We start from the raw sequence: 13,844 nt of genomic DNA on the forward strand, positions 1-13,844 counted from the left end.
CCCTCCCTCCCCGTGCCCACGGCAGGGGCTGGTGCGGCCCCGGCGGATCGGTGCCAGGGCGGTGCCCGTACCGTGGTGGTGTGTATCGGTTCCTGCTGACTCCCCGCTGGTGGGGGATCAACGTCTTCGCCGTGCTGGCCATCCCCGTGTGCCTGTTCATGGGCAGTTGGCAGCTCAGCCGTTTCGAGACGCGTGTCGACTCACACCGTGAGCAGCAGACCCAGGCCGACGACGCCCGGGCGGCCGCCTCCGCGCCCCTGCGCGAACTGCTGCCCGTGAGCACCGAGACCTCCGGACGGCAGGCCACCGCCACCGGCCGCTACGACGCAGGTCACCAGTTGCTCGTACCCGACCGGGACCTCGACGAGCGCAAGGGCTTCTACGTCCTGACCCTGCTGCGCACCGACGGCGGGAAGGCCCTGCCGGTCGTCCGGGGCTGGCTCCCCGGCGACGCCGGCGCGTCCGCCGATGCCGCCAAGGTGCCCGCCCCGCCGTCCGGCGAGGTCACCGTGACCGGTGCGCTCCAGTCCTCCGAGAGCCCGACGTCCAAGGGCGTCCGCTCCTCCGGAGGGCTGCCCCAGGGCCAGATCGGCGTGATCAGCGCCGCCTCGCTGGTGAACCTGGTGCCCTACGACCTGTACGACGCGTGGATCACCCTGCGCGAGGCGCCCGCCCCGCTGACCGCCGTGCCCCCGGCCGCCCCCCCGAACAGCGGCCTGGACCTCAAGGCCTTCCAGAACCTCGGCTACACCGGTGAGTGGTTCGTCTTCGCCGGCTTCGTCGCCTTCATGTGGTTCAGGCTCTTCCGCCGCGAGGCCGAGGCCGCCCGGGACCTGGCACTGGGCATCGACCCCGAGGAGCCGAACGGCCCGAGGCCGGATGGCCCGAAGCCGGACGGCTCGAACCCGGATGGTCCGGCTACGGACGGCCCAGATGACGCTCCGCAAAAGCGATCTCCAGCCGAAGCTGCTTGATCCGCTCCTCCGTCACCAGCGAGCCGTGCCCCGCGTCGTAGCGGTAGACCTCGTGCGGGTGGCCCCGCAGCTTCAGCCGCTCGACGTAGTTCTCCACCTGACGTATCGGGCAGCGGGGATCGTTCACCCCGGCCGAGATGTAGACCGGGGCGCGCACCTCGTCGACGTACGTCAGCGGTGACGACGCGGCGTAGCGCTCCGGCACCTCCTCGGGCGTACCGCCGAGCAGGGTGCGGTCCAGGGCCTTCAGCGCCTCCATCTCGTCGTGGTAGGCCGTCACATAGTCCGCGACCGGCACCGCGGCCAGGCCCAGCGCCCAGGAGCCGGGCTGGGTGCCCAGGCCCAGCAGCGTCAGATAGCCGCCCCAGGACCCGCCGGTCAGCACCAGCCGCTCGGGATCGGCGAGCCCGGAGGCCACGGCCCACTCGCGGACGGCGGCGATGTCCTCCAGCTCGATCAGCCCGACGCGGTGCTTGAGGGCGTCCGTCCAGGCCCGCCCGTATCCCGTGGAGCCCCGGTAGTTGACGCGGACGACCGCGAACCCGTGGTCCACCCAGGCGGCGGGCGCGGCCGCGAAGGCGTCGCTGTCGTGCCAGGTGGGGCCGCCGTGGATGTCGAAGACCGTCGGGAACGGGCCCTCGCCCGCGGGCCGCTGCACCAGCGCGTGGATCGTGCCGCCCGGCCCCTCGACCCAGGCGTCGGTGACCGTCACCGAGTCGGGGGCGTGGGTGACGCCGTGCGCCGCCGCCGGCGGCTCCAGCACGACATGCCCGGCCGTGGACCGCACGACCGGCGGCTTGGCGGCCGAGGACCACAGGAACTCGACCGTCCCGTCCGGGCGCGGCAGCGCCCCGGACACCGTGCCCGGCGGGGTCTCGAGGCGGGTCAGCTCACCGCTGCCCAGGTCGTACCGCCACAGCTCGCTGCGCGCCTGGTAGCCGTGGACGACGAGCAGCGCGGAGCCGTCGGGGTACCAGGCGGCGTCCAGGTCGCCCGGCAGGTCGATGGCGAGCGGGGTCTCCTCGCCCGTGACCGCGTCCCACAGCATGGGCTCCCAGCGGCCGCGCCGCTGGTGGCCGACGAGTAGCCGCGCATCCCCGTCGACGGGCGCGAAGCCCATCACGGACAGGCCCAGCTCCTCGGTGCCGCCGCGGGTGTCGTCGAGCTCGCCGACGGTCGTGCCGTCGGCGCGTACGACGCGGACCGCGGAGTGCATGGCGTCACCGTGCTCGGTGTGCTCGATGGCGATGAGCGTCCCGTCGTGGGACAGATCGCCGACGCCCGCGGACTGCTGGTGCCGGTAGATTTCTGCGGGGTCCTGGCCGGGCCTTATGACGTGGACGGACGAGCCCGTCTTGTCGGTGGAGCGGCCGATGACGACCGTGCCGTCCCGGCCGAGCGCCAGCCCGTCCGGGTACGAGGGCTCCAGGCCCGGCGCGGCGGGCTCGTCGGGCCCGCCGTGGAAGGGCTGGCGGACCCAGACGCCGAACTCGTCGCCGTCGGTGTCGGAGAACCACCAGATCCACTCCCCGTCCGGGGACAGCACTCCGCCCGTCGTTCCATTGGGCCGGTCCGTGACCTGGCGCTGTGTGCCCGTGGCCCGGTCCCAGGCGTACAGCTCGAAGGTCCCCGTGGCGCTGGAGGTGAACAGCGACCGGTCAGGGGCGTCCTCCGCCCACCTCGGCAGCCCCGTGCGCGGAGCCCGGAAGCGCTTCTCCCAGTCCGGCATGGCGGTGATGGAGGCGGTGGGCGTCTCGGCCGCGCCGCCTCGCAGGGACCCGTTGCTCTCAGTCATGCCCCCCATTCTGCGCCGCCGGGCCGACAACGCGGCGAGGAGCGGCCGAGCCTGTGGACAACGGGGCGGTTGTGGACAACTCGCTCACTCGTGTGAGTTGGAAGTCAGCGGGACTTCTCCGCCTGCCCGGCCGACTCCGCCTGCCCGGCCGACGCCTGGCAGGTCAGGTCCTTGTCCGGCAGCTTGCCCGTGGTCAGGTACGCCGTGGCGACCTTGTCCGCGCAGGAGTTGCCGCCGGGCGCGTAGAGGACGCCATGGCCCTCCCCGCCCGCGACGGTGAGCATCCGGGAGCCGCGCAGGGCCCGGTGCATGGCCCGGGCGGTGAAGAGGGGCGTCTGGGAGTCCCACTCGTTCTGCGTGATCAGTGCGCCGACTTTGTTGTCAATCTTGGTCTGCGGCTCGCTTCCCTGCTGTTTCCAGAAGGCGCACGGCGCGATGTTGGCCGCGAAGTCGCCGTACAGCGGATACCGGGCCTTGTCGCGAATCGCGTCGCGGCGGTATTGCTCGGGGTCGCGCGACCAGGTGCGGGTGTCGGAACACATCAAGGACCAGGCGACGGAGGCGTAGTTGTCGTCGGGCTCCTCGGCCTGACCGTGCGTACCGGACGTGCCGGGCGTGCCGGAGGGGTCGGGGTTCTTGCCCTCGGCCGCGTTCTTCAGCCCGGCGATCAGTTCGGCGGCTTTCCGGACGTGGAAGAACGTGCGGTTGTCGGCGCGGATGTCGTCACCGGTGAGGGCCTGTCCCTCGAAGTGAATGGGTTCGCGGTTCGCCTGCGCGATCAGATCCCAGTAGGTCCTGCGGACCTCGGCCGGGCTATCGCCCAGCCCGTACGTCGTGTGCCGCGCGGCGGTCCACTCGCTCCATCGCGTGAAGGCCTGCTCGGCCGCCTTCGCCATGTCCTGGAACATTCCCCGGTAGATTCGCGCGGGGTCGGTCGCGCTGTCCAGTACGAACCGGTCGGCCCGCTGGGGGAACATCTGCGTGTAGACGGCACCGAGGTAGGTGCCGTAGGACATCCCCAGATAGGAGATCTTCTTCTCGCCCAGCGCGGCACGGATGACGTCCATGTCGCGGGCCGCGTTGCGGGTGGTGAGGTGCGGCAGCTTGTCACCGGCCCTGGCCTGGCACTTCTCGGCGATCGTACGTGCCAGGTCCACGTCCTTCGTGAAGGTCTCGGGCTTGTACGGGTGGTTGCTCTGCTCGTCCACGGTCAGGCCGCAGCTGACGGGAGAGCTTTTCCCCGCGCCTCTCAGATCGAAGCCGATGAGGTCGTACTGCCGCTTCAATTCCTCGGGGAACTTCACCAGCGGATCAACAGGCAGTCCCAAACCTGGCGCGCCGGGGCCGCCGGGGTTGAGCAGCAGAATGCCGCGACGCTCCGCCGTACTGCTCGCCTTCAGCCGGGATACCGCGATGCCGATCGTCTTGCCGCCGGGGTCGCCGTAGTCCAGCGGCACGTTGACGGTCGCGCACTGGAAGGTGGCGGGTCCGTTCGCGTCGCAGCGCTGCCACTCGATCTGCTGTTGCGTGAACTGCCGCAGGGGGCCCTTGGCGGCAGGGCTTTCCGGCGATGCGGCAGACGACGCGCCAAAGGCCGTCGCGGTCGCCGGCGCCGAAAGGGATGCCGCCGCCGCGATGCCGACAGCAAGAAGCGGCGGTGCTATTCGTCTTTTTCGCACGATGGTGCTCGTCCTTACCGAGGAGAGTGGACAGCCGGTCGAGCCGATCTTGGCCCGCGGGGTATCGGGGGCGCATCGCGGGAAGGCGGGAAAAGACGCTCCCCCGATCGAGGGAGGTCGTGGCTCGGCCACCCCGGCATACTGGCCGGTCATGGTCAGGGGAATACGGTCACTACTGCGCGGCTCCACATATTCGGGCGCGTTCTTCGGCTTTTGCGGCGCACTGGCGAGCCTTCCGCTGCTGCCTTTCGCGGCGCTGCCGGCGCTGGCGTGGCCGTCCGCTTCCTACGGGGCGCGGGTCGTGCTGACCCTGCTGGTCTGGGCAGCGCTGATCGGCCTGGTCGGGCTGGCCCGTCCCACGCGGCGGCTGCTCATCGCGGGCGCCCGTCGGCTGCTGAGGGTGCCGCTGCCGGACCCCGTGGCCGTACACCGCCCTGTGGCCGTACATCTCCCCGTAGCCGTACACCGCCCCGTGGTCGTACACCGTCCCGCGAGATCACCCGACAGCGGAGCGACCTCCTCCGCGCGGGCAGCCGGCTCCGACCGCTGGCGGACTCCTGTCTGGTTGCTGCTGCACGTGGCACTGGGGTGGGCGACGGCGCTGCTCTGCGTTTCGCTGATCCTCGCGGGCTTGGTCATCCTGCTCGTCCCGGTGGACGGAATGCAGGCCGAAGCGGGCATCTCACTGTTCGGCCGGACGGCGCGGGCGGACGGCGGCTGGGGAAGCCGGGCGGTGGCGCTCGGCTGCGTGCCCCTGGGGATGGCCGGGTGCGCGGTGCTGACGGGCACTCTGAGGTGGCTTGCGCCCAAGCTGCTGGGCCCGTCCTCGGCAGAGCGGCTCGCGCTGGCGGCCGAGCGGGAGATGGCGCTGGCCGAACGCAACAAGCTGGCCCATGAGTTGCACGATTCGATCGGGCACACGCTGACGGCGGCCACGATCCAGGCGGCGGTCGCGGGCGAGGTGCTCTCCGCCGACCCGGCGGCGGCACGGGCCGCCATGCGCAGCATCGAGGAGTCGACCCGGGCCGCGCTGGAGGACCTGGACTACGTACTGGGCGTGCTGCGCGCGGAGACGGCGGACGCGACGCCGACCCGCACCCTGGCCGATCTGCCCGAGCTACTCGACCGACTGCGCCACGCGGGCGCCGTCGTGGAGCCGGAGCTGTCGGGGGAGTTGGCGCAGGTGCAGGGCACGCTCTCCCGCGCGGCGTACCGGATCCTCCAGGAGGGGCTGACGAACGCGCTGCGGCACGGGACAGGCGGCCCGATCGAGGTCCGGGTGGCAGCCGCGCCGGACGTGCTGGAGCTCGGCGTGGTCAACCGGACCGGGGCGGGGACGGGCCCGCGCGCTTTCCCGACGTCCGGACACGGCCTGCCCGGGCTGGCCGAGCGTGTGCGGCTGCTGCACGGCGAGATCGAGGCCGGCCCGGACGGTCCGGAACACTGGCGGCTGGCGGTCCGGCTGCCCGTACAGTTGTCGGCATGATCGGCTCCGACGCGAGCGCCGCTGTCACGACCGGCGTCGTCGCCGTCACCACCCCCGGCACCACCCCTGTCACCACTGCTGTCACCACCCCCGTCACCACCCCCGTCACTCTCCTGATCGCGGACGACGACGAGGTGACCCGCAGCGGCCTGCGCACCCTGCTCGCGGCGCAGCCGGGCATCACGGTGGTGGGCGAGGCCGCCGACGGCATCGAAGCGGTCGAGCAGGCGCGGCTGCTGCGGCCGGACGTGGTCCTGATGGACGTGCGGATGCCGCGCCGCAACGGGATCGAGGCCACCCGGCAACTGCTGACCGAGCCGACTGAGCCGGCCGAGCCGGCCGAACCGCCGAAGGTCGTGGTGATCACCACCTTCGAGAACGACGACTACGTCACCGCCGCGCTCGGCGCGGGAGCCAGCGGGTTCCTGCTCAAGCGCCTTCCGGTCCGGCAGATGGCGGAGGCGGTGCGGGTGGTGGCGGCGGGCGAGGCGATCCTCTTCCCGGCAGCCCTGCGCCGCATGGTCACCGCCCGCCCCCTGACCTCCGCCGAAGCGCTCCCGAAGGCGGCGCTGACGGGCCGGGAGGAGGAGGTGCTCCGGCTGATGGCCACCGGCCTGTCCAACCCGGAGATCGCGGAATCCCTCACGGTGAGCCTGGAGACCGTGAAGACCCACGTCGGCAACGTGCTGACCAAACTCGGCGCGCAGAACCGCACCCACGCGGTGGTGATCGCCTACGAGTCCGGCCTGGTGGTACCGGGCTTCACCGGCTGACCCCAGGACGCCTGACGACTTAAATCCCTCTTAGGGCGTTTCTTCACGCTGTGGTCATGGCTACAGCACACGACACCCTCTCGGTGGTCATCGGGGCTGGCGGCACCGGCGGCCACATCTACCCGGGGCTGGCCGTCGCCGAGGCGCTGCGAAGAGCCGTCCCGGACGCGGTCATCAGCTTCGTCGGGACCGACCGCGGGCTTGAGACGGAGCTGATACCGCAGGCCGGGTACCGGCTGCACACGGTCGACATGATCCCCTTCGACCCGTCGCTCGGCGCTCGCAGGTTCCTGCTGCCGGCGGACCTGTCGCGTTCGGGGCTCCAGGCACGGCGGGTGATCGAGAGGCAGGGCGCCCAGGTCGTCGTCGGCATGGGCGGGTACCCGAGCGCGCCCGCCGTGCTCGGTGCGCGCCTGGCGGGCCGGCCGGCGCTGGTGCACGAGTCCAACGCGGTGCCGGGGCGCGCCAACCGGTTCGCGGCGGCGCTCACGCCGCATGTGGCGCTGGCCTTCGACCGCACGCGCCGCCATCTGCCGGCCCGGACCGCCGGACGCGCCCGGACCGTGGGCATGCCGCTGGTCAGCGCGGTGGCGGACCTCGACCGGTACGCCCGGGAGGCGCTGCGCGGTCCCGCCCGGCGCGCCTTCGGGGTGCCGGACGGGACGCGGCTCGTGCTGTTCAACGGCGGCAGCCTCGGCGCGGCCCGGCTCACCGAGGCCGCGGTCGGTCTGGCGCGGCTCTGGCGCGCCAGACCGGACGTGCATCTGCTGATCAAAACCGGCCCGGCGGCGCTGGGGGCGGTGCGGGCCCGGCTGGCCGCGGACGGGTCCGACCGCGTCGCCACGGCCGTCGGCTACCTGGACCGCATGGACCTGGCCTACGCGGCCGCCGACCTCATGGTGTGCCGGGCGGGCTCGGCGACGGTGGCGGAGCTGGCGTCCCTCGGGATGCCCGCCGTCCTCGTCCCGTACCCGCACGCCCCGCACGACCACCAGACCCACAACGCCCGGGTGCTGTCCGACACAGGCGCCGGTCTGCTCCTGCCGGACGCGGAGACGGACGGCGACCGGCTGGCCGAACTGATCGGCCCGCTGCTCGCCGAACCGCACCGACTGGCCGCGATGAGCACCGCGGCCGGCCCCGCCACCCACGCGGCCGCCGCCGACCTGATGGCGGCGTGGGTGCTGCGCCTGGCCGGCCGCGCTCCCGCCCTGACGACGAGTTGACGACGAGTTGAGAGGCACGACATGACCGCGAGTGACACGAACGCGAACGACATGAACGTGAACGACATGACCGTGAACGACGACCGGGCCAATTGGCACGACCGGAGGGTCCTGGTCACCGGGGCCGAGGGGTTCATCGGCTCCACGCTGGTCGACCTGCTGGTGGAGCGCGGGGCCCGGGTACGGGTGCTGGCCCACTACAAGCCCTACGCCGAACGCGGACATCTGGCCCGGTACTTCGGGCCGGACTCCCCCGTGGAGATCGTGGCCGGGGACGTACGGGACGCGAACCGGGTCACGGACGCCGTCGCCGGGTGCGACACCGTCTTCCACCTGGCGGCGCTGATCGGCATCCCGTACAGCTACGCGGCCCCCGAGGCGTATGTGCAGACCAACGTAGCCGGCACGGAGAACGTGGCCGCGGCCTGCCGCCGCCACGGTGTGCGGCGCATGCTGCACACCTCGACCAGCGAGGTCTACGGCACGGCCCGGACCGTCCCGATCCGTGAGGACCACCCGCTGCAGCCCCAGTCGCCGTACTCCGCCTCGAAGATCGGCGCGGACATGCTGGCGCTGTCGTACACGCACTCCTTCGACGTGCCCGTCACGGTCGTGCGCCCCTTCAACACCTACGGGCCGCGCCAGTCCGCCCGAGCCGTGATCCCCACGATCCTGGCCCAGCTCCACTCCGGGGCCGATGAGATCCGGCTGGGGTCGACCTCGCCCACCCGGGACTTCACCTATGTCACCGACACCGCGGCGGGCTTCCTCGCCCTCGCCGACTGCGACCGGGCGGTCGGGCACGTGGTCAACCTGGGCACGGGCCGCGAGATCTCGATCGGGGACCTGGCCGCCGCGTTGATCCACGCCTCGGGCCGGGACGCCAAGGTCGTCGTCGACGAGACGCGGCTGCGTCCGGCGGGCAGCGAGGTCGAGCGGCTGCTCTCGGACAACTCCCGCGCCCGCGAGTGGGCCGGCTGGAGCCCTGAGGTGGACCTGGAGGAGGGCCTCGCCCGCACCTCCGACTGGGTCAGGGACAACCTGCACCTCTTCGCCCCCGACCGCTACCAGGTGTGAGCAGGAACAACATGGCGATGACCAAACGCCGAATATGGGTGGCGGCCTGCGCGGCCGCCCTGGCCCTGATCGCCTGGCCGGTGCTGAAGTTCTCCGGCGTCTTCTCCGACAAGGGCGACCCCATGACTTTCGGCGAGAACGGCGGCGGAGGAGGCACCGGCGCCCACGGCACCCTCATGCCCACCGGCCCGAAGGTCGACTTCCGCGTCGCCAACACCGTGCAGGACGGCACCAAGATCGGTGTGGTCACCCTGGACGGCAAGAAATCCGGTTTCAAGGGCAAGGTCTGGGTCTGGGCCCCGAAGCAGTACGACGACCCCAAGTACGCCAAGTCCGGTTTCCCTGTCCTGATCGCCCTGCCCGGCGGCAACGGCTATCCGGTCAACTACTGGATGGGAACGGACCTCAAGCTCCAGTCGTCGATCGCCCAGTGGTCAAAGGAGGGCAAGAGCCTGCCCTTCATCGTGGCGATGCCGGTGCTCAACCCGGACGACAAGAACTACTACGACGGCAGCGACATCCCCGGCCGGCCGAAGATGGGCACCTGGCTGACCGAGGACGTCCCCGACCTGATCAAGGCCAACTTCCGTACGCTGAAGCAGCGTGACGGCTGGGCCTTCATGGGCTCCTCCTCCGGTGCCTTCGCGGGCCTGAAGGCCGTGCTGAAGCACCCGGACAAGTTCAAGGCCGTCATCGCCTCCGGCCCGGACATCGTCCCCGACTCCCCGCTGTGGGCCGGCCACTCCGGCGAGAAGGCCGCGAACAACCCGGAGGTCCTGGCGAAGCGACTGATCGACGGCAAGGGGCCCGACGTCTACCTGGCCTTCCAGGTCGGCACCAAGGAGCGGACGTCGATGAAGAACACCAAGGATTTCATCGCCTCCTACGGAAACCGGGGCCGGGTGCACACCACGCTGCGGGAGATCCCGGACGGAGAGCACAACGCCAAGACCTATGTGCCGAGCATGGGCCTGGGCCCGATCCAGTGGATCAGCGAGCACATGACAGGCCCCACGCCGCTCTAGACGTATTGACCCGGGACGTTGTTCGAGTGCGGGGAGACGCGGCGTGAAGCCGGCCTATGTTGCTCGCCGCGGGGGCGTGCCTACGGACCGTGCGGCTCACTGGCGGAGGTCAGGGCCATGTCAGTCCCGAGATGCGTCGGGATCTGATCGAGGGGCTTACTGGGGTGGGGGGCGGCGCTGGAGGTGCGACGGGTGATGTGTCCTACATCACCCGTGCGCGCACTCGATGTGCTGGTGCGAGGCCCTCAGTAGGGCGGGCTCCGAGATTCCCCTTTCCAAGATCCACTCCCCGTCCACTCCCCTCCAGCTCCTCCGTGGGCGCTGCCCGTACAAGGGGTGTGCGGTGAACCTCAGTTCGTCAGGATTACTGCTTCGGCGTGTAGGTCACCACGTTCGACAGGTCCGATTCGATGCCGAAGGCGTCCTCGGTGGTGATTGCGTAGTAGGCACGGCCGGGCAGCGGCTGGCTGTCGACGAGGCTGTAACTGCCTTCCCTGAATCTGTAGTCCAGGGAGCCGATGCGTTGCGATGTTTTCTTGGTCATCGTGGGCGAGTCCGAGCGGTAGACGTTGTATCCGCGAAGGACTGACGAGTGGAATGTGTCGTCCTGGTGCCAGGCCACGACGACCCGGCCGTCCTTGCGGTCCGTCATATGCGCCCTTGGGGCGGGCGGCTTGCGCAGTTCGGGTTTGTAGGAGGGGGAGAAGGCCCATCGGGCCTTTTCACTGCTGGGGACGGCGGCAATCGCGTAGTAGTAGTCGTCATCCGCGGGTTCGGCGGCCATGGAGAAGTCCACGAAGCTCTCCAGGGTCTCGTGGATCTGCTCGGCGCCCGTCTCCGGCCGGACGGGGCTGGTCTTCGAGCGGTAGACGACCAGTCGGTCGACGGGGGTGGTGGATGACCACGGGTTGATGTTGTCCGGGAACCAGCTGATGATGAGCCTGTCGCGCAGCCGGGTCAGGTTTATTGACGGTGCTGAGGGCGGAGACTGCTCGTTCCACAGGCGCGTACCCGTTATCCGCTCTGTAGGGGCGGACTCCGTGCCGTCCGCGTCGACGGCCGAGACCCAGTACGTCTTCGAGTGGTCAGGTTCCACGTCGGTGTCGCGGAAGGTCGGTGCGGCGACCGTGGCGAAGGGGGAACTCCGGTCCATCAGGTTCGAGCGGTAGACGCGATACTCGGTGGCGCCTTCCACCGGCGTCCAGTCGAGCGTGATGCCCTCGAGGTCGCCGGTGACCACGAACCCTGTGGGCGTCGCCACGTCGGCGGTGGAAGCGGCGGATGCGGCCGGAGCGGGTGAGGTCGTGGCGGCCTGTGCGGCCGGAGGGAGGCTGAGAGTCAGGGCGGCGGCGAGGGCCAGCGTGGCGCCGGCGGCCGCTCGGGCGCAGGGGCGGGAAGTCCCTGGGAGTCGGAACACGGACTCACTCCTTGCTGTGTGCGGCGCCGCAAGGATGTGGGAGGACGCCTTGAAGTTGATCGGGACGCGATACGGGAACGCGCCGTCAGGGTGAGCAATTACGAGAAGTTCTCCAGGGCGGGTCAGCCGTTCAGCAACACTCGCCAGGTCTGCTGGGGCACTTTGGCACTTGACCACTGCTGAGCTTGGGCACCGTTGGTGCTGACGCCTCCCTTGATCTCCAAGACCTTTCCGCTGTTCTTGTTTGTCAACCGGTTCCCGAAGCCGTCACCAAATTCCCACTTCCATATTTGGGTGTCGTGAGAAGGCTTGCAATCCCACTGCTGGGCCGGAGCGCCGTTATCGGTGCGAGAGTCTGCGATCTCCAGGCACTTGTTGCTGTTGCTGTTAACGATCTGGTAGTACCCGCCGCCGAGCGAGTAGGTGACCCAACGCGCCCCTGCCTGACCCTTGCAGTCCCACTGCTGGGCGGGCGCGCCATTTTCCTTGCTGGAGTCTGCGATCTCCAGACATTTCTTGCTGCTGCCGTTTTCGAACGTAATGGCAGCAGCTGCCTGACTTGCGTTCGGTGTCGCCAACGTGATGACGGCAGCGGCCGTCGCGGCGGCTGCGAGTGAAAGAGTCCTCAAAATGATCACCTGATATCTGCGCGGCCGTTTATTCGGCCAATAAATAGATTTCGTTCAGCTGAGCCGGTGGGCGGCAGCTTCGAGGGTCGACGCGACCTGGTTGATGATCGAAGTTCACTCGAAGGTCGGGTGGAAGTCGAGAGGTTCCTGGTTTCCTCATTCGTCCAAGAACAAGGGAAACCGCCGTTGACCTGCGTGTACGTGCGCGGAGCGCATCTCTTCAACTGTGGGTTTTCCGGTAGGAGCCAGCCGTACGGGTCGGGGCTGGCCCGGCTGCGAGAGGGAGGCTGCGCCCATGGTGAGCCAATCAAGGCCGACCTCCCAGGAAGTCCGCATGCCTGAACCTTCAGGAAGGGTTCTGCCACTTACGGTGGATGGCTTCACGTCGGCGCGTGCGGGCCTTGCATCTGTTGCACGCCCACCCTTCAGGGACGGGGGCGGTACTCCCGTTATCGCATCCGGCATTGGCGCAGCGGGTGTGTTTCGGACCGAGGGCTGTGAGGGCGCGCAGTGATTTCTGAGTCGGGTCGCCGTACACGGGGTCGGCGGGGCGCTTGCGGAGGATGAAGCTGTCATGACGGATGGGGTGGAAGTGGATCCATTCGTCAGGCACGGCGTTGTGTGCCGTGCTTCCGTCCCAATGGACTGTGCATCGTTGTTTGGTCCAGCGCTGCATGGCGCGGAATTCGAGAGCGGTGACGATCCAGGCCCACATGGTATGACCTTCCCAGAGCACGGCCTGGCCGGCCCTGCCGAGCTCGGCAGGGATGTCGACCTCTTGCCAGCCGCCTTCCTGGCAATCAGGGTCGAGCACCGTGTTCTTGCACCGTCGGCCGGTGGTTTGTGCATGGGCTACGCATCGCACGTCTTTGAGCTCGCAAGGGGCGAGCCAGAGGGTGGTGCTGGTGAACCGCACGACGTCACGGACACGGCTGGTGGCCACGACATGCTTCAGTGCGAACGCGTCCAACCGGTGGTGCCTCAAGGTCATGGGGCAGACGGAGAACGACATGGTCCTGGGCACGTCCGCGTACAAACGCGGGGTGCGGGCGACCATGTTCGCCTGGGCCGACAAGGGCATTCACTACTTCGTCGGTGAAGGCGCCGACGCCCGCATCGTCGTCGCCACGTACATCGACGCTCCCACGGCCGACGTGATCTCGCTCCGCGCCTACAAGCTGCGGAAGTCGGCCGGCACCCTCTCGGGACACGCTCTGGGGGAGGAGCCGGAAGCGGCCGAGACGCCGTCGTTCGATCTTCTGCGGGACGTCGCCTCCGTCATCCCGGCGGCCGAGTCGAAGGCCTGGAGCGAGACGGTCGTCGCCCGGCTGGCGGAGCTCCGGCCGGACGCGTACGCCGGCTGGGGCCCGGAACAACTGACGTCCGCACTGAAGCCGTACGGCATCCGCACCACCCAGATGTGGGGCACGACCGAGGACGGCAAGGGCGCCAACCGGCGCGGCATCAAACGCGACCACGTCCTCAAAGCCATCGCGGAACGTGACGAACCTTCCGCCGCCGCGTAGCTCCCATCACAGCTAGGTCTAGCGGGACGCCCCGCTAGACCTAGCACCCTCGCTAGCAGGCCAAAGCCCATCTGAGCTGCCCGCTAGAGGGTGTCTGAGAAGTCCCGTTTAGGTGGGAACTGCGACCCGGTGAAGCAGCAGCATGATGGTGGCGAGGTAGACCGCACTCTCCGAGTTTTCAGCGAGGTACTCGTAGTCCTTCGACAAGCGGCGGTACCGTCCCAGCCAGGCGAAACT

At 69.7% G+C, this 13,844-nt stretch carries 12 protein-coding genes; 7 read left to right on the forward strand and 5 right to left on the reverse strand.

What is annotated here, in order from left to right; genetic code table 11:
• Positions 1–80 precede the first annotated feature (80 nt).
• Positions 81–974, forward strand: a complete 894-nt coding sequence (locus tag K6I33_RS20265; RefSeq protein ID WP_229354647.1) for an SURF1 family protein — start codon at positions 81–83, stop codon at positions 972–974.
• On the opposite strand, the gene K6I33_RS20270 is transcribed toward K6I33_RS20265, so the two are convergent.
• Together K6I33_RS20270 and K6I33_RS20275 are read right to left on the reverse strand one after the other, a co-directional pair.
• Positions 919–2,703: a prolyl oligopeptidase family serine peptidase gene (locus K6I33_RS20270; RefSeq protein ID WP_229354660.1), complete on the reverse strand. Its 1,785-nt coding sequence runs from the start codon at positions 2,701–2,703 to the stop codon at positions 919–921. The genes K6I33_RS20265 and K6I33_RS20270 overlap by 56 nt on opposite strands.
• 170 nt (positions 2,704–2,873) lie before the next feature.
• On the reverse strand, positions 2,874–4,448 hold the full coding sequence (locus tag K6I33_RS20275; RefSeq protein ID WP_229354649.1) for an alpha/beta hydrolase: 1,575 nt from the start codon (positions 4,446–4,448) through the stop codon (positions 2,874–2,876).
• A 151-nt stretch (positions 4,449–4,599) separates the two neighbouring features.
• Between K6I33_RS20275 and K6I33_RS20280 the strand changes: the two genes are divergently transcribed.
• The 5 genes from K6I33_RS20280 (at position 4,600) to K6I33_RS20300 (ending at position 10,035) form a co-directional block, all read left to right on the forward strand.
• Positions 4,600–5,934 (forward strand): sensor histidine kinase, encoded by a 1,335-nt coding sequence (locus K6I33_RS20280; RefSeq protein ID WP_229354650.1) that lies wholly within the window; start codon positions 4,600–4,602, stop codon positions 5,932–5,934.
• On the forward strand, positions 5,931–6,707 hold the full coding sequence (locus K6I33_RS20285; protein ID WP_229354652.1) for a response regulator transcription factor: 777 nt from the start codon (positions 5,931–5,933) through the stop codon (positions 6,705–6,707). Before K6I33_RS20280 ends, K6I33_RS20285 begins: the two co-directional genes overlap by 4 nt.
• A 56-nt stretch (positions 6,708–6,763) precedes the next feature.
• The gene (locus tag K6I33_RS20290; protein WP_229354654.1) at positions 6,764–7,933 is read left to right on the forward strand and encodes a glycosyltransferase; all 1,170 of its coding nucleotides are present in this window, start codon (positions 6,764–6,766) and stop codon (positions 7,931–7,933) included.
• A gap of 66 nt (positions 7,934–7,999) precedes the next feature.
• Positions 8,000–9,010: an SDR family NAD(P)-dependent oxidoreductase gene (locus tag K6I33_RS20295; protein WP_229354662.1), complete on the forward strand. Its 1,011-nt coding sequence runs from the start codon at positions 8,000–8,002 to the stop codon at positions 9,008–9,010.
• A 17-nt stretch (positions 9,011–9,027) separates the two neighbouring features.
• On the forward strand, positions 9,028–10,035 hold the full coding sequence (locus tag K6I33_RS20300; RefSeq protein ID WP_374285327.1) for an alpha/beta hydrolase: 1,008 nt from the start codon (positions 9,028–9,030) through the stop codon (positions 10,033–10,035).
• A gap of 364 nt (positions 10,036–10,399) precedes the next feature.
• On the opposite strand, the gene K6I33_RS20305 is transcribed toward K6I33_RS20300, so the two are convergent.
• The 3 genes from K6I33_RS20305 to K6I33_RS20315 form a co-directional block, all read right to left on the reverse strand.
• Positions 10,400–11,452: a hypothetical protein gene (locus K6I33_RS20305; RefSeq protein WP_229354656.1), complete on the reverse strand. Its 1,053-nt coding sequence runs from the start codon at positions 11,450–11,452 to the stop codon at positions 10,400–10,402.
• A 122-nt stretch (positions 11,453–11,574) separates the two neighbouring features.
• Positions 11,575–12,090, reverse strand: a complete 516-nt coding sequence (locus tag K6I33_RS20310) for an RICIN domain-containing protein (protein WP_229354658.1) — start codon at positions 12,088–12,090, stop codon at positions 11,575–11,577.
• 337 nt (positions 12,091–12,427) lie between these two features.
• Positions 12,428–13,051, reverse strand: a complete 624-nt coding sequence (locus tag K6I33_RS20315; RefSeq protein WP_229354666.1) for a hypothetical protein — start codon at positions 13,049–13,051, stop codon at positions 12,428–12,430.
• 19 nt (positions 13,052–13,070) lie between these two features.
• Here K6I33_RS20315 and K6I33_RS20320 point away from each other — a divergent pair, with 19 nt between their 5' ends.
• A complete protein-coding gene (locus tag K6I33_RS20320; RefSeq protein ID WP_374285323.1) occupies positions 13,071–13,607 on the forward strand; it encodes a hypothetical protein in 537 nt (178 codons plus the stop codon).
• Positions 13,608–13,844 lie beyond the last annotated feature (237 nt).

This window comes from Streptomyces sp. UNOB3_S3 (assembly GCF_020740895.1).
GTDB lineage: Bacteria > Actinomycetota > Actinomycetes > Streptomycetales > Streptomycetaceae > Streptomyces.